General features: G+C 64.9%; 25 protein-coding genes and 1 pseudogene. 18 read left to right on the top strand and 8 right to left on the bottom strand.

Annotated elements, in window-relative coordinates:
* Nucleotides 1-19: 19 nt before the first annotated feature.
* Nucleotides 20-1,222, bottom strand: a complete 1,203-nt coding sequence (fabV, locus tag QZM72_RS04575; protein WP_089470760.1) for an enoyl-ACP reductase FabV — start codon at nt 1,220-1,222, stop codon at nt 20-22.
* 162 nt (nt 1,223-1,384) lie between these two features.
* Between fabV and QZM72_RS04570 the strand changes: the two genes are divergently transcribed.
* From QZM72_RS04570 to QZM72_RS04545, 6 genes are all read left to right on the top strand, one after another.
* Complete coding sequence (locus tag QZM72_RS04570; RefSeq protein WP_006480371.1) at nt 1,385-1,918, top strand: GbsR/MarR family transcriptional regulator; 534 nt, start codon at nt 1,385-1,387, stop codon at nt 1,916-1,918.
* Between the two features lie 88 nt (nt 1,919-2,006).
* On the top strand, nt 2,007-3,326 hold the full coding sequence (locus QZM72_RS04565; protein WP_301737325.1) for an SDR family oxidoreductase: 1,320 nt from the start codon (nt 2,007-2,009) through the stop codon (nt 3,324-3,326).
* Entirely contained in the window at nt 3,323-3,793 is a 471-nt protein-coding gene (locus QZM72_RS04560) for a DUF2269 domain-containing protein (protein WP_059238660.1), read from the top strand. The genes QZM72_RS04565 and QZM72_RS04560 overlap by 4 nt, the downstream gene beginning before the upstream one ends.
* A 94-nt stretch (nt 3,794-3,887) precedes the next feature.
* Entirely contained in the window at nt 3,888-4,757 is an 870-nt protein-coding gene (locus QZM72_RS04555) for a thiol-disulfide oxidoreductase DCC family protein (RefSeq protein WP_089470757.1), read from the top strand.
* Nucleotides 4,754-6,253, top strand: coding sequence for a TIGR01777 family oxidoreductase (locus tag QZM72_RS04550; RefSeq protein ID WP_301737324.1), 1,500 nt, complete (start codon nt 4,754-4,756; stop codon nt 6,251-6,253). The genes QZM72_RS04555 and QZM72_RS04550 overlap by 4 nt, the downstream gene beginning before the upstream one ends.
* A gap of 72 nt (nt 6,254-6,325) precedes the next feature.
* Nucleotides 6,326-6,949 (top strand): glutathione S-transferase family protein, encoded by a 624-nt coding sequence (locus tag QZM72_RS04545; RefSeq protein ID WP_089470755.1) that lies wholly within the window; start codon nt 6,326-6,328, stop codon nt 6,947-6,949.
* Nucleotides 6,950-7,027: 78 nt separating this feature from the next.
* Here QZM72_RS04545 and QZM72_RS04540 read toward each other — a convergent pair whose 3' ends face one another.
* Nucleotides 7,028-8,449: a serine hydrolase gene (locus tag QZM72_RS04540; RefSeq protein ID WP_301737323.1), complete on the bottom strand. Its 1,422-nt coding sequence runs from the start codon at nt 8,447-8,449 to the stop codon at nt 7,028-7,030.
* A 235-nt stretch (nt 8,450-8,684) separates the two neighbouring features.
* Between QZM72_RS04540 and QZM72_RS04535 the strand changes: the two genes are divergently transcribed.
* The 5 genes from QZM72_RS04535 (at nt 8,685) to QZM72_RS04515 (ending at nt 12,843) form a co-directional block, all read left to right on the top strand.
* A complete protein-coding gene (locus QZM72_RS04535; RefSeq protein ID WP_089492911.1) occupies nt 8,685-9,104 on the top strand; it encodes an HIT family protein in 420 nt (139 codons plus the stop codon).
* Between the two features lie 264 nt (nt 9,105-9,368).
* Complete coding sequence (locus QZM72_RS04530) at nt 9,369-9,533, top strand: hypothetical protein (protein ID WP_179233547.1); 165 nt, start codon at nt 9,369-9,371, stop codon at nt 9,531-9,533.
* A gap of 156 nt (nt 9,534-9,689) precedes the next feature.
* Entirely contained in the window at nt 9,690-10,349 is a 660-nt protein-coding gene (locus tag QZM72_RS04525; RefSeq protein ID WP_301737322.1) for an isoprenylcysteine carboxylmethyltransferase family protein, read from the top strand.
* Between the two features lie 378 nt (nt 10,350-10,727).
* A complete protein-coding gene (locus QZM72_RS04520; protein ID WP_089470751.1) occupies nt 10,728-11,165 on the top strand; it encodes a hypothetical protein in 438 nt (145 codons plus the stop codon).
* A gap of 841 nt (nt 11,166-12,006) precedes the next feature.
* A complete protein-coding gene (locus QZM72_RS04515; RefSeq protein WP_089470749.1) occupies nt 12,007-12,843 on the top strand; it encodes a bifunctional allantoicase/(S)-ureidoglycine aminohydrolase in 837 nt (278 codons plus the stop codon).
* An 80-nt stretch (nt 12,844-12,923) separates the two neighbouring features.
* Here the strand turns inward: QZM72_RS04515 and QZM72_RS04510 are convergent, their stop codons facing one another.
* Nucleotides 12,924-13,337 carry a hypothetical protein gene (locus tag QZM72_RS04510; protein WP_089470748.1) on the bottom strand — a complete coding sequence of 138 codons (414 nt, stop codon included), beginning with the start codon at nt 13,335-13,337 and terminating at the stop codon, nt 12,924-12,926.
* A gap of 594 nt (nt 13,338-13,931) precedes the next feature.
* A pseudogene (locus QZM72_RS04505) lies at nt 13,932-14,171 on the bottom strand (LysR family transcriptional regulator); the annotation flags it as partial.
* Nucleotides 14,172-14,323: 152 nt separating this feature from the next.
* Here QZM72_RS04505 and QZM72_RS04500 point away from each other — a divergent pair.
* The 5 genes from QZM72_RS04500 (at nt 14,324) to QZM72_RS35575 (ending at nt 16,925) form a co-directional block, all read left to right on the top strand.
* Nucleotides 14,324-14,983: a carbonic anhydrase gene (locus QZM72_RS04500; RefSeq protein WP_059463702.1), complete on the top strand. Its 660-nt coding sequence runs from the start codon at nt 14,324-14,326 to the stop codon at nt 14,981-14,983.
* A gap of 61 nt (nt 14,984-15,044) precedes the next feature.
* Entirely contained in the window at nt 15,045-15,515 is a 471-nt protein-coding gene (gene cynS, locus QZM72_RS04495) for a cyanase (RefSeq protein WP_124657387.1), read from the top strand.
* A gap of 145 nt (nt 15,516-15,660) precedes the next feature.
* A complete protein-coding gene (locus tag QZM72_RS04490) occupies nt 15,661-16,140 on the top strand; it encodes a DUF1348 family protein (RefSeq protein ID WP_301737321.1) in 480 nt (159 codons plus the stop codon).
* 220 nt (nt 16,141-16,360) lie between these two features.
* The gene (locus QZM72_RS04485; RefSeq protein WP_301737320.1) at nt 16,361-16,618 is read left to right on the top strand and encodes a DUF4148 domain-containing protein; all 258 of its coding nucleotides are present in this window, start codon (nt 16,361-16,363) and stop codon (nt 16,616-16,618) included.
* 130 nt (nt 16,619-16,748) lie between these two features.
* Complete coding sequence (locus QZM72_RS35575; protein WP_367620022.1) at nt 16,749-16,925, top strand: SDR family oxidoreductase; 177 nt, start codon at nt 16,749-16,751, stop codon at nt 16,923-16,925.
* Nucleotides 16,926-17,065: 140 nt separating this feature from the next.
* Here QZM72_RS35575 and cynR read toward each other — a convergent pair whose 3' ends face one another.
* Complete coding sequence (gene cynR, locus QZM72_RS04480; protein WP_301737319.1) at nt 17,066-17,953, bottom strand: transcriptional regulator CynR; 888 nt, start codon at nt 17,951-17,953, stop codon at nt 17,066-17,068.
* 118 nt (nt 17,954-18,071) lie between these two features.
* Between cynR and QZM72_RS04475 the strand changes: the two genes are divergently transcribed.
* On the top strand, nt 18,072-18,407 hold the full coding sequence (locus QZM72_RS04475; RefSeq protein ID WP_301737318.1) for a hypothetical protein: 336 nt from the start codon (nt 18,072-18,074) through the stop codon (nt 18,405-18,407).
* Between the two features lie 225 nt (nt 18,408-18,632).
* Here the strand turns inward: QZM72_RS04475 and QZM72_RS04470 are convergent, their stop codons facing one another.
* Together QZM72_RS04470 and QZM72_RS04465 are read right to left on the bottom strand one after the other, a co-directional pair.
* On the bottom strand, nt 18,633-19,112 hold the full coding sequence (locus tag QZM72_RS04470) for a DUF1348 family protein (RefSeq protein ID WP_134256696.1): 480 nt from the start codon (nt 19,110-19,112) through the stop codon (nt 18,633-18,635).
* 126 nt (nt 19,113-19,238) lie between these two features.
* Nucleotides 19,239-19,487: a hypothetical protein gene (locus QZM72_RS04465; protein WP_060121138.1), complete on the bottom strand. Its 249-nt coding sequence runs from the start codon at nt 19,485-19,487 to the stop codon at nt 19,239-19,241.
* 164 nt (nt 19,488-19,651) lie between these two features.
* On the opposite strand from QZM72_RS04465, the gene QZM72_RS04460 reads away from it, so the two are divergent.
* Entirely contained in the window at nt 19,652-20,239 is a 588-nt protein-coding gene (locus QZM72_RS04460; RefSeq protein ID WP_301737317.1) for a TetR/AcrR family transcriptional regulator, read from the top strand.
* Between the two features lie 196 nt (nt 20,240-20,435).
* On the opposite strand, the gene QZM72_RS04455 is transcribed toward QZM72_RS04460, so the two are convergent.
* Nucleotides 20,436-20,702, bottom strand: a complete 267-nt coding sequence (locus tag QZM72_RS04455) for a hypothetical protein (protein ID WP_301737316.1) — start codon at nt 20,700-20,702, stop codon at nt 20,436-20,438.
* Nucleotides 20,703-20,736 lie beyond the last annotated feature (34 nt).

Below are 20,736 nucleotides of genomic sequence, written 5' to 3'. Positions count from 1 at the left end.
GCGGCGGCGGATCGACCCGTCAGACCGTCGTGTCGATGATGCCCGGGATCTTCACGTCCGGGTTCACGTCCGCGTCGTAGTCGACGCCGGCGATCTCGAAGCCGAACAGGCGCAGGAACTCGGTCTTGTAGCCCGCGAAGTCGGTCATCTCGTACAGGTTCTCGTTCGTCACCTTGTCCCACATCGCGACGACCTTCGCCTGCACCTGCGGATCGAGCTCCTTATAATCCGCGCGCAAGCGGCCTTCTGCGTCGACGTGCGGCGTCGCGCCGTACAGGCTGTCCTTCAGGAGCCCGTACACCTGCTCGATGCAGCCTTCGTGCGTGCCGGTTTCCTTCATCACCTTGAACAGAAGCGACAGGTACAGCGGCATCATCGGGATCGCCGAGCTGGCCTGCGTGACGACGGCCTTCAGCACCGACACGCGGGCATCGCCGCCGTGCGCGGCCAGCTTGTCGCGGATCGACAGCACCTTCTTGTCGAGGTCCTTCTTCGCTTCGCCGATCGAGCCGTTCCAGTAGATGTCGTGCGTGATCTGCTCGCCGAGGTAGGTGAACGCGGTGGTCTTCGCGCCGTCGGCCAGCACGCCGGCTTCGGCCAGCGCGTCGATCCACATCTGCCAGTCCTCGCCGCCCATCACCGCGACGGTGCCGTCGATCTCTTCCTGCGTCGCCGGCTCGAGCGACACTTCGCGGATCACTTCCTTGTCGGTGTCGAGGCCGCGGAACGTGACGGCCTTGCCGACCGGCTTGAGCGTCGAGCTGATGGTTTCGCCCGTCTTCGGGTGCGTGCGGCGCGGTGCCGCGAGGCTGTAGACGACCAGGTCGACCTTGCCGAGATCCTGCTTGATGGTGTCGATCGTGACCTGCTTGACCTTGTCGGAGAATGCGTCGCCGTTGATGCTGCGCGCATACAGCCCCTTTTCGGCGGCGAATTTCTCGAACGCGGCGCTGTTGTACCAGCCGGCGGTGCCGGGCTTCGTTTCGCTGCCGGCGCGTTCGAAGAACACGCCGAGCGTGTCCGCGCCCGAGCCGAACGCGGCCGAGATCCGGGCGGCGAGGCCGTAGCCGGTCGACGCGCCGATCACGAGCACCTTTTTCGGGCCGTTGGCGATCGGGCCGTGCGAAGTCACGTAATCGATCTGTTCCTTGACGTTGGCTTCGCAGCCGACCGGATGAGTCGTCACGCAGATGAAGCCACGCACGCGCGGTTTGATGATCATGGGAGAACCTCTAGTCAGAAAGGCGGGGACGGCCTGAAATCGGAAAAATCCCGCGCATTGTAAAGGAAGCGGCCGATCGCGGGCGGCCGCGGCCGGCAGGCGCCGGATCGCCCGGCTATTTCTCTATTGACAGAAATAACTGAAAAAACTAAATTCCCCACCATGGAACTCACACCGATTGCCGAACGATTCATTCTCCACTGGGGCGAAATGGGCTCGCGGTGGGGCGTCAACCGTACTGTCTCGCAGATTCACGCGCTGCTCTACCTGGCCGGACGGCCGGTTGCGGCCGACGAGATCGCCGAGACGCTCAACGTCGCACGCTCCAACGTCAGCACGAGCCTGAAGGAGCTGCAGGCGTGGCGGCTCGCGAAGGTCGTGCACGTGCTGGGCGATCGCCGCGACCACTTCGAGACGTCGACCGACATCTGGGAGTTGTTCAAGCTGATCGTCGAAGGGCGGCGGCAACGCGAGATCGAGCCGACGCTCACGGTGCTGCGCGATTGCCTGACGAATCCGGAGATCGCGAACGAGAGCCGCGAGACCGAACAGCGCATTCGCGACACGCTGCAGTTCGTCGAGACGCTCACGACCTGGTCCGACGAAATGCTGCGGCTCAAGCCCGATACGCTGATGAAGGCGCTCGGCATCGGCGCGAAGATCAGCCAGACGGTCAGGCGCAAGCCGTCGAAGTAAGCGGTAACGGCAGAGCGGGCACGCAGCCCGCTTTTTTCGGGACTTTTATTTCTGTCTGTACAGAAATAACTGTAAATAGAGGGCGAGCATGAACGCAGCCTTGCCATTGAATTGCCCGCCCGATCGCACCGGCGCGCGCGGCATGACCGTGCTCGTCTGCGGCGCGAACGGTTTCATCGGGCAGGCGCTGTGCGCGCGGCTCGAAGCCGGCGGGTATCGCGTGCTGCGCGGCGTGCGCCGCGCGGCCGGCCCGCACGACGTCGCGATCGACTTCGCGCAGGACGTCGATTCTCGAGCGTGGCTCGCGCGGCTGAAGGGCGTCGACGTGGTGATCAACGCGGTCGGCATGCTGGCCGATCGACGCGGCGCGACGCTCGACGCCGTGCATCGCGCCGCGCCGTGCGCGCTTTTTACCGCGTGCTGCCTTGCCGGCGTGCGGCGTGTGATCCAGATTTCGGCGCTCGGGGTGGAGCGCGGCGATACGCGGTACTTCGCGAGCAAGCAGGCGGCCGACCGTTTCCTGCAGACGCTGCCGATCGACTTCCGCATCGTGCGGCCAGCGCTCGTCTACGGGGCGGCCGGCGCGTCCGCGCGGTTCTTCCGGATGCTCGCGAGCCTGCCCGTGCATGTACTGCCGGCGGGCGGCCGTCAGCGGTTGCGGCCGGTGCACGTCGACGATCTCGCCGAAGTCGTGGCGCGGCTCGTCGCGCAAACGGGCGATTCGCAGGCGGCGGGCAGCCGGGTGATCGACGTGGTCGGCAGCGACGAGGTCGAGTACCGCGAGATGCTGGCCGGCTACCGTGCCGCGCTGGGATTTCCGCCGGCGGCCCGCGTGACGCTGCCGGGCCCGCTGGTCGGCGCGGCGGCCGCACTGCTCGGCACGCTGCCGGGGGCGATGCTGACGCGCGACACATGGACGATGCTGCGCGGCGGCAACACCGGCGATCCGGCGGCTGTCACGGCCGTGCTGGGCCGCCCGCCGCGCGGCCTCGGCGGCTTCATCGGCGCGGAAGCCGGCGCATTGCGCCGCGACGCGCTCGCGATGTGGCGGCGCCCGTTGCTGCTGGGGGCGCTCGCGATCGTGTGGATCTGGACGGCGATCGCGAGCGCCTTCATCCATCCGCTGCACGCGAGCCTCGCGCTGCTGGCGCCTGCGCACCTGACGGGCCTGCCCGCGCGGATCGCGCTTTACGCGGCCAGCGCGCTGGACTTCGCGTTCGGCATCGCGACCGTCGTCGCGCCGTCGCGGCGCCTGTGGGCCGCGCAGGCGGCGCTGATCATCGCGTACTCGGCGGTCATCGCGGTCACGATGCCGGGCCTGCTGGCCGAACCGTTCGGCCCCGTGCTCAAGAACGTGCCGATTCTCGCCATCCTGTCGATCCTCTATTCAGAAGAAGAACACGCATGAATACCTATCTCGTCATCAAGGCGCTCCACATCCTGTCTTCGGTGCTGCTGGTCGGCACGGGGTTCGGCACCGCGTTCTACCTGTTCTTCGCGAACCGCACGCGGTCGGTGCCCGCGATCGCGGCCGTGTCGCGGCTCGTGGTGCGCGCGGACTGGTGGTTCACGACGCCGGCCGTGATCTTCCAGCCGGCGTCCGGGCTGTGGCTCGCGCATACGGCCGGCTGGCCGTGGCATACGCCGTGGCTGCTCGCATCGATCGTGCTGTACGCGGTCGCCGGCGCGTGCTGGCTGCCGGTCGTGTGGCTGCAGCTCGAACTTGCATCGATGGCGAAGCTCGCGCACGCGAACGGCGACGCCGCGTTGCCGGAGCGCTACTGGCGCTATGCGAAGCGCTGGGAGCTGCTCGGCTATCCGGCGTTCTTCGCGATGCTGACCGTGTATTTCCTGATGGTGGTCAAGCCGATGTGAGCCCGTCGCCGTCGCGCGGGAGCGGCGGCATACGCGGGAAAGCAGTCGATCGATCGGTTCACGATGCTTGCGATGACAAGAAGGGGTGCAAAGCATGCATGCCAATGAATTGGTGCTGTACTTCGACGGGCGATGTCCGTTATGCGTCGCGGAAGTCCGGCGTCTCGGCGAGCGCGACGTGCGACATCGGCTGGCGTTCGTCGATATCGCCGAGCCGGGTTTCGATCCGGCGCCGCTGGGCGTCGACCTGCCCGCGCTCAATCGCGAACTGCATGCACGCCTGCCCGACGGACGCATGCTGACCGGCATCGACGGCATCGCGGCCGCCCGTGCGCTGGTTGGGCGTCGCGGGTTCGCCTGGCTGCTTCGCGTGCCAGCGATGCGTGCCGTGTTCGCGCCGCTGTATCGCCGCCTCGCACGCAACCGATATGCCGTATCGCGCTGGCTCGGATATCGCGCGCAAGCCTGCTGCGAAGGCGACGTGTGCAGCATCGGCAGGAACGCCGAAAGCGCGGCGGCGAATCGCCAGCCGCGCGACAAGCTGCGCCGCGTCGCTGTGAACGTAATGTACGCCGCCGCGATCGCGCATCTGCTCGTCGGCGTGGCGATTCCGTGGCTTGCCGGCGCGCCATGGCTCGACGCCTATCACCGCGGCATCGAGCGGCATTTCTGGTCGACAGCGGCGCCCGAAGCCGCGCGCGCCCAGCAGGTCTGGTGGCTGTCGCTGCTCGGCGCGACGGTGCAGTGCGCCGCGGTCTGGATGCTCGCGCTCGTCCATCTCGGCAACCGGTTGCGGAAGCGGGAAGTATGGGGCTGGCTGCTGGCCGGCCTGTTGATCTGGGCGCCGCAGGACATGCTGTTGTCGTGGCAGGCGCAGGTGTGGGGGCACGTGGCGATCGATGTGGCCGCGCTCGTCGCGATGGTGCCGCCGCTTATCTGGTTGTGGAGGAGGGATACCGCATGAACACGTTGCCGGCTTTCGACTGGGCGCTCAACCTGCTGATCGTGCAGGGCGCGATGGGCGCATTCGATACGCTTTACCACCACGAACTCACGCAGGACCTGCCGCACAGCCCGCGCGCGCGGGTCGAACTGGCGATTCACGCGGTGCGGTCCGTGCTGTACGGCCTCGTGTTCGCGTCGATCGCGAACGTCGCGTTTCACGGCGCGTGGGTCGCGGCGCTCGCGACGGTCGTGCTCGTCGAAGTGGGGCTGACGTTGTGGGATTTCGTCGTCGAGGACCAGAGCCGCAAGCTGCCGGCGACCGAGCGCGTGCTGCATACGCTGCTGGCCGTCAACGGCGGCGCGCTTTTCGGGATGATCGCGATGCAGCTCGCCGTGTGGGCGCACGAACCCACCGCGCTGCACGCGATCGACGTCGGCTGGCGCGGCTGGCTGCTCAGCCTGTTCGCCGTCGGCGTGGCGGTGTCGGGCGTGCGCGACGGAATCGCCGCGTGCCGCATCGCGCGACGCGCGCCGGCCGCCAACCCGTTCGCGGGGCAGCGGCCGGGCAACGTGCTCGTCACCGGCGGGACCGGCTTCATCGGCGAAACGCTCGTGAACCGGTTGCTCGATGCAGGGCATACGGTCACGTTGCTGGCGCGCGATCCGTTGCGCGCGGCCTACCTGTTTCAAGGCCGCGTGCGCAGCGTGACGTCCGTCGATCAGTTGCAGCCGCACGAGCGCTTCGACACGGTGATCAATCTCGCCGGCGCGCCGGTGCTGGGCGCGCGCTGGAGCCCGCGTCGGCAGGCGCTGCTGCTCGCCAGCCGCGTCGGCGTCACGCAGGCGCTGATGCGCTGGGTCGAAACCGCCGAGGTCGAGCCGCGCACGTGGATCCAGGCGTCGGCGATCGGCTACTACGGCGTGCGGCCGGGCGACGAACGGCTCGATGAAGGCAGCCGCGCCGGCACCGGCTTCATGTCCGAGCTGTGCCGGCAGTGGGAGGCGGCCGTGCAACCGCTCGAGCGCCACGGCGTGCGTGCGGTGGTGCTGCGGCTGGGCATCGTGTTCGGCCCGGGCGGCGCGTTGCGCCCGATGCTGCTGCCGCATTACCTCGGGCTGGGCGGACGATTCGGCGACGGCGCGCAGGTGATGAGCTGGATTCACCGCGACGACGTATTGCGGATCGTCGCGCGAGCGATGTCCCACGCGGGCATGCGCGGCGTCTACAACGCGGTCGCACCGGTGCCGCTGACCCAGCGCGCGTTCGTGCAGGTCGTGACGAAGGTGCTGCGCCGCCCGGCGTTCCTGCACGTGCCGGCCGGGCCGCTGCGCGCGGCGATGGGCGAGATGGCCGAGCTGCTGCTGGACGGGCAGCGCGTGGTGCCGGCACGGCTGCATCAGGACGGATTCATGTTCCGCTTCCCGACGGCCGAGCACGCGCTGCGCGATCTGACGAATCGGCCGCACACCGATTTCGCGCCCGAGCTCTGCCGTTTCCCGCGAGGTCGTGTATAAATTCGGCGTGAATGCGTCCGGCGCGTGCCGTGCGCGCCGAACGCTCCGCACCCGACCCCTCAAGGAGACTGCATGTTGCACGTCCTCGGCAAGATTCCGTCCATCAACGTCCGCAAGGTGCTGTGGCTGTGCACCGAACTGAACCTGCCGTTCGAACAGGAAGACTGGGGCGCGGGTTTCCGCACGACCCACGATCCGGCCTATCTCGCGTTGAATCCGAACGCGCTCGTGCCCGTCATCAAGGATGACGATTTCGTGCTGTGGGAATCGAACACGATCATCCGCTATCTCGCGAACCGCTACGGCGGCGATGCGCTGTATCCGGCCGAGCCGCAGGCGCGTGCGCGCGTCGACCAGTGGATCGACTGGCAGGGCTCGGACCTGAACCGCTCGTGGGTCGGTGCATTCCTCGGCCTCGTGCGCAAGTCTCCCGAGCACCAGGATCCGGACGGCATCGCGCGGTCGATCGCGGGCTGGACGACGCACATGCGCGTGCTGAACGCGCAGCTCGACAAGACCGGCGCGTACGTGGCCGGCAACACGTTCACGCTGGCGGATATCCCGATCGGCCTGTCGGTGAACCGCTGGTTCGGCACGCCGTTCGAGCATCCGGAACTGCCGGCGGTGTCGCGCTACATCGAACGTCTCGCGACGCGCGAAGGGTTCAAGCAGTACGGGGGCAGCGCGAATCCGTAATGCAGCGCGGATAGCGCGTGAAGCGGCGGCGTCGCCACGGCCGCCGCCGTAGCGCGTGCGGCGGCCGGGCGCCCGTCGTCACGCACCGGGCGCCGGCACCGCGTCGAGCACGCGCGCGAGAAACGCCTCGTGATTCCACGCGGCTTCCGGCCGCGACAGCCCGAGCCGCACGACCACCAGCTCGCGGCTCGGCACCACGCTCACGAACTGGCCTTCATGGCCGACCGCGTGAAACGCGTCGGCCGGCATCGCGCGCGCATGCGGACCGCGATCGTTGAACGGCTCCGGCACCTTCACCCACAACTGCGCGCCGAATTCCTGCCGCGACGACTGTGGCGTCGCGCGCGTCAGGTAACGCACCCAGCCTTCCGGCAGCAGCCGCTGCCCATTCCACACGCCGTCCTGCAGCAGAAACTGACCGAAGCGCGCCCAGTCGTGTGCGCTCGCATACAGGTACGACGCGCTGACGAGCGTGCCGGACGCATCGGGCTCGAACACCGCGCTGCGCATCCCGAGCGGCGCGAACAGCGCGCGGCGCGGAAACGCGAGGTAGTCGGCGTCGCTGCCGCCCAGCGCTTCGCGCATCACGCGCGCGACGATCGCGCTCGTGCCGCTCGAGTACGACCACTGCGCGCCGGGCGTCGCGGCAAGCGGTTTCGCCGACGCGAACCGCGCGGTATCGGGCTGCGTGAACAGCATCACCGCGACGTCGGACAGCGGATCGTCGTAGTCCTCGTTGAATTGCAGGCCGCTCGTCATCCGCAGCAGCGCGTCGAGCGTGATGGCCGCGCGCGGATCGCCGCTGCCGCGCCATTCGGGCAGCAGCGCCGACGCGTCCGGCGACAGCTTGTGTTGCGCGACCAGCGTGCCGACCAGCGCGGCCGTCACGGTCTTCGTCATCGACCAGCCCGGCAGCGGCGTGTCGGCCGTGAAGCCGGGCGCATAGCGTTCGGCGATCACGTGGCCGCGCCACATCACGACGACCGCGCGCGTGCGCCGCGGCCGCGCCGGATCGGGTTCGTCGAACGCGCGGTCGAGCGCGGTCTGCAGCGTGTGGGCGTCGATGCCGGCGGGCGGCGTGGCCGGAGCGGGCGGATCGGGTTGAGCGGGCGGCGGATCGGGGAGGGGCGGCAACGCGGCCGGCAAGGTGGCCGCCGCCGCACCGGTCGCGGACCCGAGCGCGAGCGTGCAGCCGAGGCCGGGCCGGAAGTCGGCTTCACGTTCGGCAAAGCCGGCGAAGGTCGCCACCGCGCGATGATGGTCGGGATCGAGCGACGGCCGCACCAGTTTCAGCAGCGGATGGACGCCGGCCATGATGTCGACGTCGATCACGGACGCGGCCGGGCGGCCCGACACGAACACGCCCGAACACAGCGCCTTGGCCGCATAGCCGGTCGCGATCGGCGCGAGCCGGGACAGCATGTAGCCCGTGTAGCCGATTGCGGCCACGAGCGCGAGCGCGACACCGCGCAGCATCAGCTTCTTGAGGGGAATCGTCATGCGCGAGCGTCCTCGGTGGCGTGCCGGCCGGCAACGATCCGGCAGTGTCGCAGGTTCGGGCGATGCGGTGCAATCGCGGCTGCGTGACGACGGCCGCATGCTGTCGCGCTGCCGCCCACACGACGGTTCGGCACGCGTCGCACGTCGCGCGAGTTGATATCGGGACGGCCATCGACCGATAATCGTCCGGCATCGCTTCCCCAGTCCTGCTGTCCAATCGAGATCGGAAAACGCCATGTCCTACGACAACAACAACCCGTTCGCCAAAATCCTGCGCGGCGAACTGCCGTGCGTGAAGGTCGCCGAAGACGACGCGACGCTCGCGATCATGGATCTGATGCCGCAGGCCGACGGCCACGTGCTCGTGATTCCGAAGGAGCCGGCCGCGCAGATTTTCGAGCTGTCCGGCGACGCGGCCGCGGCCGGCATCCGCATGACGCAGCGCGTCGCGGCCGCGGTGCGCGCGGCACTCGAGCCGGATGGCGTGTTCATCGGCCAGTTCAATGGCGCGGCCGCCGGCCAGACGGTCCCGCACGTGCATTTCCACGTGATTCCGCGCTGGGAAGGCGCGGAGCTGCGGATGCATGCGCGCGACATCGCCGACGCCGCGACGCTCGAAGCGCTCGCGCAGCGCATTCGCGCCCGCTTCGTGTAACAAACCCGTCCGCACCCGGCGCGGCGGCTGCCCACCGGCCGGCCGCCGCGCCGCCCAAGGTTGTTTCGGCGGTCACGCGAGGTAACACGTGTAACCGCCCGGGAAACTCGGCCGGCCGGGCCCGGCGCTAGACTCCGCGCATTGTTTCATCGAGCGACACGAGGGGCGGATCGCCTCTTCGTGCCGGCCGTCGCGTGGTGCGGCGACACGCGGCGGCGCGGTCTTCGCGAGATGCCATTCGTCTTTCGCGCCGGGAGCCGAGCCATGTTCAGACTTCTCATCACGCTTGCCCTGATCGGCGGCCTGTCCGGCTGCTACGTCGCGCCGCCGTACGGCTACGCGCCCGCACCGGCCTACTACGGCTATGCGCCCGCGTATTATGCGCCGCCCGTCACGGTCGGCATCGGCGGCCACTTCCACATCCGCTGATCCGTCGCAGCGCGCCGGCCGCGGCCATGCCGGCCCGGTCGGCTGCCGTCGGCCGGACGATACACGCGCGTTCGCGCGCCGCATGACGGTGCGGCACGGCACTCGAGGTGCGCAGTTCCTATACTTCACAGGAATGCGTATCCCTGCGAGGCCGTCATGACAGCCACCCCCAAGGTCATCGTTCTGTCGAGCCTGTCCACGCTCGTGTATCTCGGGCTCGCCGTGCTCGGCAGCGGCGGGTTCGCCGCGTTCTTCTCGCATCCACAGCTGGTCGTCATCGTCGTCGCGACGCTCGCGATGGCCGTCGCCGCGCTGTTCACCGAAGGCAACCTGAGCAGCGGCGAGCGGGAGAGTCGCGACAACCGCTGGGTGCTCGCGGCCTTCGCGGTGAGCGGCTTCCTGCTCGCATACCTGCCCGCGCTGACCGACCGGCTCGACCTCTGGACCTTCGGCGGCGACACGGCGCGCTGGATTGGCGTCGCGCTGTACCTCGTGGGCGGTGTGCTACGCATGTGGCCCGTGTTCGTGCTCGGCAAGCGCTTCAGCGGGCTCGTCGCGATCCAGCCGGGCCATACGCTCGTGACCGGGGGCATCTACAGCCGCATCCGCAATCCGAGCTATCTCGGGCTGGTCGTCAATTCGCTCGGGTGGGCGCTCGCGTTCCGTTCCGGCGTGGGCGTGCTGCTGGTCGTGCTGACGCTGGTGCCGCTCGTCGCCCGCATCCGCTCGGAGGAGGCATTGCTGCGTTCGGAATTCGGCGCCGAATACGACGCGTACTGCGCACGGACGTGGCGGTTGCTGCCCGGCGTGTACTGACCCTCGTCGTCTTCCCCCCTGACCATCGTTCGGAGGCCGCCCGCGGCATGTGCAGATGTGTTGCCACCTGTGTCTCGAATGTGCGGCGGCCTGCATGACCGGCCTGTCGCGATGCGGGGCCGGAATCGCGCAGAAGCCAATACCGGCAAGGGTTTCAGCCGGATTAAACGGCCGCGTTCATCGCCAGTTATTCGTAAACAACTTGTTACCACAATGTCCACGGCAGGAATGCGGGACCGGTGCTATTCTTCGCCGCAAGCTCGTTGAAATGAATTGGTCCGCGGTTCGGCACAATGCCTGGCCCGACATCGATCGATTCAGATTGTCGTACCGAGCGGACCTCGATAACCAGAATTGCGAACAAGGAAGAATACGGGAATGTGGAAGAAAATCGCCCCCGCTCTCGTCGTCGCCGCGTTGACCGGCGCGACTGCACTGCCGGCCGTAGCCGGTGACTTGAACAACGCGCTTGGCGGCGCGCTCGGCGGGGTTGCCGGCGCGGCGGTCGGCGGCGCGGTCGGCGGCAGCACGGGCTCCGTCATCGGCGGCGCGATCGGCGGCGGCGCCGGCGGCGCGGTGACGTCGAACCGTCGCGAGCGCACCGGCGCGATCATCGGCGGCGCCCTCGGCGGCGGCGCGGGTACCGCGGCAGGCAACGCGATGGGCGGCCGTACGGGCGGCCTGCTGGGCGCGGCCGTCGGCGGCGGCGCCGGCGCGGCGCTTGGCGGCAACATGTCGCGCAGCTCGTACGAGCGCGATCACGGCGACCGCGGCTACCATCGCCGCAAGCATCGCCACCACCGCGACTGGGACTGATCGCCGCTGGCGCGGCCCGGTGCGCGATTCGCGCACCGGCGCGCCGATGGCGTCGGCATCCCGACGCGAGCTTCAGCCCGGCGTGCTGCCGGGCCGCTTCGCCGGCCAGACCGGCGATTCTCCTCCGGCTTCATCAGCCGCTGCCATGTGCCCGATCGACGGGCCGGCCATTCTCCTTCCGCTGTTTTCCCCTTTGTCGACGACATCGCCTGCCGCGCCGGAATGTGCCCGGACAGGGGCAGCCGAATGCCATCCGCTTTGCCTTCGACACGTTGGCTCGTTCTGATCTGACCGTATCCCCAGACCATGCCGCAGCGGGCAGTTGACGCGCACGTATCGACTGCCTTCGATCCGCTTGACGTGATGCATCGAGACCGACGCTTGTACGCTGCGTTGTCGTGCACGGACCCATCGCGCGAGCATTCGCAACCGTCAGGATTTCCCCGATAGCCGGCTCGCCCCGCCACGCCTCCCCGCCGCGCATCGCGGGGCCGGAGGGTAGTGGGAAATCGAATGCATGTCATCGCAACATTTAATTGGTCGATCGAGATCGACTTCGCTATCGTCGGCGATGCTCGCGTACGGAGTCGAACCGCGCCGCCATTCGCGCCTCGCTGCATGATCGCGAGGGCCGCGGCCCGACGGCCGGCCCGACCACCGGGCCGCCGCGTCCGCTCGACGGACGGACCCGACGCGAAGCCTGGCCGACCGACCGAAGGCGCATGCGCTTTCAAGCCACCCCGGCAACGATGTCCCGCCATCGCTTGCGCGTGTCACGCGCAGGCGAACCGCCCGATGCCGTTTGCGCCCGGGGCCGGACCAACCCATTGCAGGATGCAATATGTCTAAGACAACGTATTACGCGCCGCATGGCGGCCACCCGCCGCAGACGGATCTGCTGACCGATCGCGCGATGTTCACCGAGGCGTACGCGGTGATCCCGAAGGGGGTGATGCGCGACATCGTCACGAGCTGGCTGCCGTTCTGGAGCCACACGCGCCTGTGGGTGATCGCCCGCCCGCTGTCGGGTTTCGCGGAAACCTTCTCGCAGTACATCGTCGAAGTGAATCCGGGCGGCGGCAGCGACAAGCCCGAGCAGGACAAGCACGCCGAAGCCGTGCTGTTCGTCGTCGAAGGCGAAGCCGAGCTGACGCTGCAGGGCAAGCAGCACACGCTGAAACCGGGTGGTTACGCATTCATTCCGCCGGGCGCCGACTGGACGCTGCACAACGTCAGCGATGCCGCGGTACGTTTCCACTGGATCCGCAAGCATTACCAGGCCGTCGACGGCATTCCGCTGCCGGAAGCGTTCGTGACCAACGAGCAGGACGTCGAGCCGATCCCGATGCCGGGCACCAATGGCGCATGGGTGACGACGCGCTTCGTCGACATGAGCGACATGCGCCACGACATGCACGTGAACATCGTGACGTTCGAGCCGGGCGGTGTGATTCCGTTCGCCGAAACGCACGTGATGGAGCACGGCCTGTACGTGCTGGAAGGCAAGGCCGTTTATCGGCTGAACCAGGACTGGGTCGAGGTGGAAGCCGGCGACTTCATGTGGCTGCGCGCGTTCTGCCCGCAGGCGTGCTATTCGGGCGGGCCTGGGCGGTTCCGTTATCTGCTGTACAAGGACGTGAACCGTCACATGAATCTGACGCTGAACCCGGCGCGCTGAAGCGCGACGTAGCTCGGATATGAAAGCCCGCCGGTGTTTGCCGGCGGGCTTTTTTTCGGGTTCGGCGTCGGTTCGGAAAGTCAGCGGATAGGCTGCCCGACGACCCGAGCCCACACCGCCCGAAGGCGTCGCGCGCGGTTTTCGAAGAGGTATGAGGCCGCAAGGGCCAAGAGACCTGAAATCGCACCGGTCACGATGTGCTCGACATAGGGGATGCGGTAATGGCTCGTGTGCGAGTAGGCATCGCCCAACGTCGTCAGGATGCCAACGATCAGCGCATTGCCGTATCGATGCGCGTAGAGTTTCGAGACAGGCGTGAAAGTCAGCAGTAGCGCCAGGAGCCCGGTCAGCAGACCCGTATGAAAGGCGATAGTCCAGTGGGCAACGCTCATGACGTTTCCCCAGCTCCCGGGCATGCAGGTCATGCACGCGCTGGTCGGCTGCCAGAAGCGCTGGATAAACAATCGGACGCGGTGCTTCCACTCGGTGGACATGATGCGTTTCCGTCAATGCCGTCGTCGCGGCTGGCGCCACCATACGTCGATGGGGCGGCTGTGCGCCGTAGAGGCTGGGCAATCACCTGGATATCGGGGAATACTACTCCACGATCGGGCGGCGGCTGTTTCGATCGAGGCCGGGGTTAACGCTTGCGTTTATCGGTGCGGCACCGTCCGTGACGCGCATCGAACGATGCGCTTGCGCGGGAGGTCGATGGCTGGCATCGACCCTGAGCGGACCTTCGCATCGTTCGCGCCAATGACTCTTGTTCGCCATGAACCGGTCCTCCGATGTTGAGCCGCCGCAGTCTCCGTTGATTTTGGGGCAGCGCTTGTTCTTCACGAAGACCAACAGCCGAATGACCAGGAGGATATCTCGCCTGCCGATATCCTTGCTCGACGTGTACACACCGGCTACGGCGCAAACGAAGCGGACCTTACTGTTCGTGAGCGCTTGTGACTTGCCTCCATACGCCTTCCAGCATCGCGGGCACCCATTGCTCGGCCGGACAGTGGCTCGCGGTATCGGCAGGAAAACTCATCGATTCGTCATCGCCAGTCTGCCGAGCCTTCAGTTCGCCAACGCGTGTATCGCCCGCCCGCATCCAGATCCCGTAGCACGGATTTCGCATAGCGCATCCACGCCGTGCCGGCATCCATGAATTGCACGTTCCGCCCCGAACGGTCTAGCCGCTGAGTCCACGGCGTGTCTTCCAGTTGACGTATCCGCTGCGACAGCATGGGCTGCGAAACGTGCAGTGCCTCGGCGGCGTACGTGAAATTGCGGTGTTCCGGGACGGCCGGGACGTAACGGACATCACACAACAGCACGGCGAATTTTCTCGTGTCCGACAACAATTGGTCTTGCCTATTGTTAGCATCACAAACCCGTCTTGGACACTATGACGCAACAGGTCCATTCTCTGTTCAACGCATCGCACTGACCGACGCGGCGACGAACGCCAGACTGAATGGAGCTGACCATGCAAGAGATCATCGACGGTTTTCTGAAATTTCAACGGGACATCATGCCCGCTCGCAGGGAGTTGTTCCGCAAGCTGGCCACCAGCCAGACGCCGCGCACTCTATTCATTTCCTGTTCCGATAGCCGCATGGTTCCCGAACTGGTCACTCAGCGCGAACCGGGCGACCTGTTCGTGATCCGCAACGCCGGCAACATCGTGCCTTCGTTCGGTCCCGAGCCGGGCGGTGTGTCGGCAACCGTCGAATATGCAGTGGCCGCGCTCGGCGTGACGGATGTGGTGATCTGCGGCCACTCGGACTGCGGCGCGATGACGGCCGTCGCAACGTGCAAGTGCCTCGACCATATGCCCGCCGTCGCGAACTGGCTGCGCTACGCCGACTCGGCGAAGCTCGTCAACCAGGCGCGTGAACATGCAGGCGAACGCGAGCGCGTCGACTCGATGGTGCGCGAGAACGTCATCGCGCAGCTCGACAACCTCAAGACCCATCCCTCCGTTGCACTGGGACTTGCGCAAGGCCGCCTCAATTTGCACGGATGGGTCTACGACATCGAATCCGGCTCGATCGACGCGCTCGACGCCGCGACTCGCCAGTTCGTGCCGCTCGCCGCGCATCCCGATGTCACCGCGACGCCCGCCGAGTGCGTGGCTGCGCTCTGATTCCCGGCTCGTCAAACCGACTGCCGATCTCACTAGGTTGATTTACTCAAGGAGCAACATCATGACCCAATCGCAAGTCACACCGAACGCACGCGAAGCTCTGACGGAAACGATCGTCGACGCGAAGGTGCGCAAGAACCTCACGTTCGAAGCCATCAACGAAGGCACGGGCCTGAGCCTCGCATACACGACAGCCGCGCTGCTTGGTCAGCATGCGCTGCCGGAGAATGCGGCGAAGCTCGTAGCGGAACGCCTCGGGCTCGACGACGACGCCGTGCGCCTGCTGCAAACCATTCCCGTGCGCGGCAGCATTCCGGGTGGCGTGCCGACCGATCCGACCGTCTACCGCTTCTACGAAATGGTGCAGGTGTACGGTTCGACGTTGAAGGCGCTGGTTCACGAGAAATTCGGCGACGGCATCATCAGCGCGATCAACTTCAAACTCGATATCCAGAAGGTTCCGGACCCGGAAGGCGGCGAGCGTGCCGTCATCACGCTCAACGGCAAGTATCTGCCGACCAAGCCGTTCTGAACCAATGATGCAAAGGCGAAAGTTCTTACTGAGCACCGGTGCCGCGCTTGCTTCGGGCGGCCTTGCCCTCTCGGGTTGCACGATGACGGGGCCGCGCTCCACGTCGAGCACCAACAACGCGCTGTCCCCCACAAGGAGATCCGAAATGACCTCACCCGCAGCAGTCCGTCCGCCGCTTCCGCCGTTCACGCTGGAGACGGCCATCGAGAAAGTCCGTCTCGCAGAAGACGGTTGGAATTCGCGCGATGCCGCCAAGGTCGCGCTCGCCTATTCGCTCGACACGAAATGGCGCAATCGCGCAGAGTTCGCGAACAACCGAGCGGAAGCGCAGGCGTTCCTCGAGCGCAAGTGGAAGAAGGAGCACGAGTATCGTCTGATCAAGGAACTGTGGGCGTTCGGCGGCAATCGCATTGCCGTGCGCTACGCCTACGAATGGCACGACGACTCCGGCAACTGGTTCCGCTCCTACGGCAACGAGAACTGGGAGTTCGGCGAGGATGGCCTGATGCAACACCGCTATGCGTGCATCAACGACATGCCGATCAAGGAATCCGAGCGCAAGTATCACTGGCCCCTGGGCCGTCGGCCGGACGATCATCCGGGGCTGAGCGAGTTGGGGCTTTGAAGCCCGGATCGCTACAGCCGCGGTGAGCGATTAGCGCCCAACGATCCGGTTGCGAAGAACGACGGATTGTTGGGCGTGTATTGAAGTTGGCTGGTACTGCCAGTTGTGTCGGGCGGTGCGCGAATCTCGACCGGTGATTCGGCTAGCAGAAACTTTGAACCGCAACATCATTACTGTTAGTACTATTGAATTTGTATCGAAACAAGGAAAGGGAAACATCATGAACAAGAGCATCCGTCACATTCCTTACGTCCTGTCGGCACTCACGCTGGCTGCTTTCACCACGACCGCGTTTGCTGCCTCTTCCGCAGAAGCGGCTTCACCGGGTTACCACTCCTCTGCACCGTTGATCCAGCGGAATGCAGCGCCGGAAGCCCAGCGCGCACTGACCCGCCGCGACGTGATCAACGAGCTGATCCAGGCCGATCAGGACGGTACGCGGCAACGCCTGAACGATACGGTTTTCCACGGCTCATGACGCCAGACCAAGCGGCTGCGACGAAGGGAGTCGTACGCCGCCTCAAAAGGGGGAGTCGCCTCGACGCGTTTATGTCCGGCGGATCGTCGGTTGCAGCATCCAAGCGGCAACGATCACGCCGAATTCGATCGTGAACGCCTCCTCGATCGCAGCCCACATCGGCTTTGCCGATACCGCCGAATCTACGGCCAGCAAACACTCGGTTAGCGGTTTGACTAAGCGCCCAGCAGTGGAATGTGTCGGGGTCGGCGCGCCTGCTAACGCGGCTGCGCCAAGGCCGGTCGCCACCCAAATGTCGGATCGTTAACGAGGCGGAGACGAGTCAGCAAATGCGGGCTTCCTGTCGACGATCTCGGCAAAACGCGGTGTTGCGGGCCAATCCGCTCGCGCTGCATCAGCTTCGAAGCAAGTCTCTCAACTACGCAACGCCGTCGATGTCGGTGGTGTTCACGTCGGCTTTCCAAACCGCTCAGTCAGCAGTTGTAAGAACGCCCTGCTTGCCGCAGTGCGATACGCACCCTTGCGCTCTAAGACGGCAGCCGTACGCGTTGGCACAGGGGGATCGAGCGGCACGGGATGTAGGCCCTCTTGCACGCGTGCGATGTGATCAGGGAGAACCGTCGCCAGCTGCCCGCGACGCACGATCTCAACGATTGCACCGATCGTATCCACTTCGATTGCGACAAGCGGTCGAATAGCGTGACGCGCAAAATGCTCATCGATGAACCGGCGCGTCGCGAATGTGTCGTTCAGCAAGACCAACGGCTCCTTGCCAAAGTCAGGCCCCGCGAGTGCCTTGCGGCGTGCGGCACGCGGGTGGTTGCGGCCTACCACCATGCTCAGCGTTTCCGCGAAGAGGGGTTGGCTTTCGATGTCGACCGAAAAGGCCGGATGGAATGCGACACCGATATCAAGCCTGTCGTCTGCAAGCTGCGCCTCCATCTGATCCTGTGTGAGTTCGCGGATATCGATCCTGATGCCAGGATGCATCTGGTGGAAGCCATCGACGACCGGCCCGACCAAGGAAGCCGTATAGGTCGGCGTTACTGCGAAACGCAGGCTGCCCCGGCTCAGTTCCGCCACGTCGTGTATCGCCCTCGCACCTGCGTCAAGGTCCTGTAGCGCGAGCTTGGCGTAACGCATCCACGCCTCTCCCGCGTCGGTCAGTTGAACGGTTCTGCCTGAACGGTCGAACAGCTGTGTTCCCAAGGTATCCTCGAGCTGCCGAATCTGCTGCGACAAGGTCGGCTGCGACACATGAAGGGCCTCGGCAGCGCGCGTGAAATTCTTCTGTTCTGCCACGGCAAGGAAGTAACGGATATGACGTAGCAGCACGGGAATCCCCTCAACTATTGGCAATTCCTATCGACTCTATCGCAAGCCAGTCTTGGGCGCTATTGAAATTCGCGTCCATCCTTTACGCATCGAATCAACGCACACATCGAGATCGATCGTGAACGAGATCATCGAAGGGCTTCTTGATTACAGTGAAAGATCCGCTGGCCAAGCCGTTCTGAGCTCATCGCGTCGCGGGTCGGGCGATCCGCGACGCACGCAGTGCAGTCGCTGTTCTGAAGAGGAAAGCCGTCATGTCGACTCAACAGCACGAAATTCGCCCGCCGCTTCCGCCGTTCACGCTGGAAACTGCCATCGAGATCGCTTCTGCAACGTCAATGTTGAAACCTGGAATGAAATGCGCACTCAAGGCGATGATTTCTTGCTGTTCCGTCGGCAGGGAGGAGTACCAGCCGAGGTAGTGGTCGAGCGGCGATTCAATATTTTCGTTTGACATAATTGAGTCGATCGGCACCAACTCTACCGACTCGGAAGTGGGACGCGCCGCAATCGTTTGAGGGCGGAGGTGAGAAGGACTGCGAGACACCTTGGAATTCCCAAGCTGGGTGGGGTTGCTCCGTCATACCAAGTTTCGTGAGGCAGCCGTCGCACAGACTGCCTCACCGTTGCCATTTTTCCCCGCGTTCTTCCAGCTGAATCGATACGATCAGCCTAGCTATCAGAGGCCGAGATCCGACAAGCCGGGATGATCATCCGGACGACGGCCGAGCGGCCAATGGAATTTCCGCTCCTCTTCCTTGATTGGCAAATCGTTGATGCAAGCGTAGCGATTCAGCATCAGACCGTCCTCGCGGAACTCCCAGTTCTCGTTACCATAGGACCGGAACCAGTTGCCGGAGTCGTCATGCCATTCGTATGCGTAACGCACGGCAATGCGATTGCCGCCGAACGCCCACAGTTCCTTGATCAGACGATACTCGTGCTCCTTCTTCCACTTGCGCTCAAGAAACCCTCGGGCTTCATCTCGGCCGTTCGCGAATTCAGCGCGGTTGCGCCACCGAGTATCCAGGCTGTACGCGAGGGACACTTTGGCAGCGTCGCGGCTGTTCCAGCCATCCTCGGCCAGGCGCACCTTCTCGATGGCGGATTCGCGTGTGAAAGGAGGAAGCGGCGGACGGAGTTCAGTGTTAGTCGACATGGTGTTACCTCAATGGCTGGTGGATGAAGACCCGATTCCGGGCCGAAGGGTGGATAAGAGCAGTGCTGCGTGTTCTCGATCGCTTGGTCTGGCGATTAGGCCGTTTGCATGGCGGATTTCGCTCGCTTACACCGCGAAGGTGATGTAACCGCCCGAGTGCGTCATGATGTGCGCCCAACGCACGGCCGCGTGCAGGCCCTCGGCGCATGCAAAGTCGCTGCCGTCAATCGCGACGACCCACTGGTCTTCTTTGAGGCGAAGCGCGAGTCGTTGGTGGTCGACCAACTCGCTGTACCAGCGCCATGTGGCCGGATTCGACTTATCGGCCTGCAGAGCTTGATGAAGGGCAGTGACTTCGCAATCCGAGGGGCACATGACAGTCTCCTTGACGTACCGACCTTGAATGATTGAGACAGGTCTGTATCAATATTGGTGTAGACAGGTCTGTCTGTCAAGAAATTTCTGTGCCTCTCGATGCCTGTGCAGAGACAGGTCTGTCTGCCATAATGGAGACATGATTTGGCAAAAAAGGGGCCGAAATGTCACAACCCTCCGCACGCGACCGGATATTGGAAACCGCGGCGCACCTGTTCTATCAGGACGGGTTCCGTGCCACGGGCATCGACAAGATCATCGCCGAGTCAGGCGTCGCAAAAATGTCGCTTTACCGGCACTTCGCCTCCAAGAGCGAACTTATTGCAGCGTTCCTGGACCGTCGTCATGAATTCTGGATGCGCTGGTTTGTCGAAGAGGTGGAGGCTCGTTTTGCTCAGCGTGCCGAGCTGTCCGTCATCGCGGAAGCCTTAGGTGAATGGTTCGCCCAGGAAGACTTCCGTGGTTGCGCCTTTATCAATGTGGTCGCCGAAGCCGGGTCGACGGGAGACCCGGGGCACCTTCAGCAGGCCGTATCCCATAAGCACGCACTCGAGCAGTACATTTCTGAACTTGCTGGCCGCCTCGGGCTCCGGTCGCCTGCTACCGTCGCCGCAGATGCGATGCTCTGCGTAGAAGGCATGATTGTGCGCTATCAGGTGACACATGATTCGACAGTGATTGATTCGGGCAAGCGCGTACTGGCGAGAATCGAAGAAGGCGCCTCAACAAGGCGCAGGTCCAAAGCTGCCTGACACTGACGTCTAGGACAAAGTCGCCGCGAGGGCCACGGTCGGGACACTATTTTGCAATATGGGATTGCATAGCCAATTTTCCTAGTCCGTCCGCTTTGCAGCGAGGAGCCGACGTCTGCATGTCCGAACGAAGGGATGATCGAATGTCGCCGGGTGGCCGATAGCCGACCTCGTAAGCTCGATATCGACGCTCACATCAAAATACTTCGAACGAACACCAGTCGGGCACAAACTGCTCGAAGACAAAAAAGTCGTCGATGTATGTCAGCCCAAGCCGTTCCAATGACTTCGTGCACGCATCGGCCGCATCGCCTCCGAAAAACGGGCCAAGCGACAAGAGGCTATCGGATTCGTCAAAATATTCGCGAAAATTGAAATCGACCATGACCGTGGATAGGTCGACATTCTTGGCTGCTAGCGCAGCCCGTCGGACAACGATTCCGAAATCTCTCGAAACTTTCATCGATATTGACCAAAGGCAAGCGGGTACCGAGGAT

The organism is Burkholderia sp. AU45388, assembly GCF_030481585.1.
GTDB lineage: Bacteria > Pseudomonadota > Gammaproteobacteria > Burkholderiales > Burkholderiaceae > Burkholderia > Burkholderia sola.
Note: the sequence above shows the minus strand (reverse complement) of the source record. Positions and strands in the feature narration are given on the sequence as shown.

What these genes read in the sequence shown, in the direction of transcription:
- fabV (WP_089470760.1), bottom strand. Translation starts at nt 1,222, where the DNA reads ATGATCATCAAACCGCGCGTGCGTGGCTTCATCTGCGTGACGACTCAT.
- QZM72_RS04570 (WP_006480371.1), top strand. Translation starts at nt 1,385, where the DNA reads ATGGAACTCACACCGATTGCCGAACGATTCATTCTCCACTGGGGCGAA.
- QZM72_RS04565 (WP_301737325.1), top strand. Translation starts at nt 2,007, where the DNA reads ATGAACGCAGCCTTGCCATTGAATTGCCCGCCCGATCGCACCGGCGCG.
- QZM72_RS04560 (WP_059238660.1), top strand. Translation starts at nt 3,323, where the DNA reads ATGAATACCTATCTCGTCATCAAGGCGCTCCACATCCTGTCTTCGGTG.
- QZM72_RS04555 (WP_089470757.1), top strand. Translation starts at nt 3,888, where the DNA reads ATGCATGCCAATGAATTGGTGCTGTACTTCGACGGGCGATGTCCGTTA.
- QZM72_RS04550 (WP_301737324.1), top strand. Translation starts at nt 4,754, where the DNA reads ATGAACACGTTGCCGGCTTTCGACTGGGCGCTCAACCTGCTGATCGTG.
- QZM72_RS04545 (WP_089470755.1), top strand. Translation starts at nt 6,326, where the DNA reads ATGTTGCACGTCCTCGGCAAGATTCCGTCCATCAACGTCCGCAAGGTG.
- QZM72_RS04540 (WP_301737323.1), bottom strand. Translation starts at nt 8,449, where the DNA reads ATGACGATTCCCCTCAAGAAGCTGATGCTGCGCGGTGTCGCGCTCGCG.
- QZM72_RS04535 (WP_089492911.1), top strand. Translation starts at nt 8,685, where the DNA reads ATGTCCTACGACAACAACAACCCGTTCGCCAAAATCCTGCGCGGCGAA.
- QZM72_RS04530 (WP_179233547.1), top strand. Translation starts at nt 9,369, where the DNA reads ATGTTCAGACTTCTCATCACGCTTGCCCTGATCGGCGGCCTGTCCGGC.
- QZM72_RS04525 (WP_301737322.1), top strand. Translation starts at nt 9,690, where the DNA reads ATGACAGCCACCCCCAAGGTCATCGTTCTGTCGAGCCTGTCCACGCTC.
- QZM72_RS04520 (WP_089470751.1), top strand. Translation starts at nt 10,728, where the DNA reads ATGTGGAAGAAAATCGCCCCCGCTCTCGTCGTCGCCGCGTTGACCGGC.
- QZM72_RS04515 (WP_089470749.1), top strand. Translation starts at nt 12,007, where the DNA reads ATGTCTAAGACAACGTATTACGCGCCGCATGGCGGCCACCCGCCGCAG.
- QZM72_RS04510 (WP_089470748.1), bottom strand. Translation starts at nt 13,337, where the DNA reads ATGTCCACCGAGTGGAAGCACCGCGTCCGATTGTTTATCCAGCGCTTC.
- QZM72_RS04500 (WP_059463702.1), top strand. Translation starts at nt 14,324, where the DNA reads ATGCAAGAGATCATCGACGGTTTTCTGAAATTTCAACGGGACATCATG.
- cynS (WP_124657387.1), top strand. Translation starts at nt 15,045, where the DNA reads ATGACCCAATCGCAAGTCACACCGAACGCACGCGAAGCTCTGACGGAA.
- QZM72_RS04490 (WP_301737321.1), top strand. Translation starts at nt 15,661, where the DNA reads ATGACCTCACCCGCAGCAGTCCGTCCGCCGCTTCCGCCGTTCACGCTG.
- QZM72_RS04485 (WP_301737320.1), top strand. Translation starts at nt 16,361, where the DNA reads ATGAACAAGAGCATCCGTCACATTCCTTACGTCCTGTCGGCACTCACG.
- QZM72_RS04470 (WP_134256696.1), bottom strand. Translation starts at nt 19,112, where the DNA reads ATGTCGACTAACACTGAACTCCGTCCGCCGCTTCCTCCTTTCACACGC.
- QZM72_RS04465 (WP_060121138.1), bottom strand. Translation starts at nt 19,487, where the DNA reads ATGTGCCCCTCGGATTGCGAAGTCACTGCCCTTCATCAAGCTCTGCAG.
- QZM72_RS04460 (WP_301737317.1), top strand. Translation starts at nt 19,652, where the DNA reads ATGTCACAACCCTCCGCACGCGACCGGATATTGGAAACCGCGGCGCAC.
- QZM72_RS04455 (WP_301737316.1), bottom strand. Translation starts at nt 20,702, where the DNA reads ATGAAAGTTTCGAGAGATTTCGGAATCGTTGTCCGACGGGCTGCGCTA.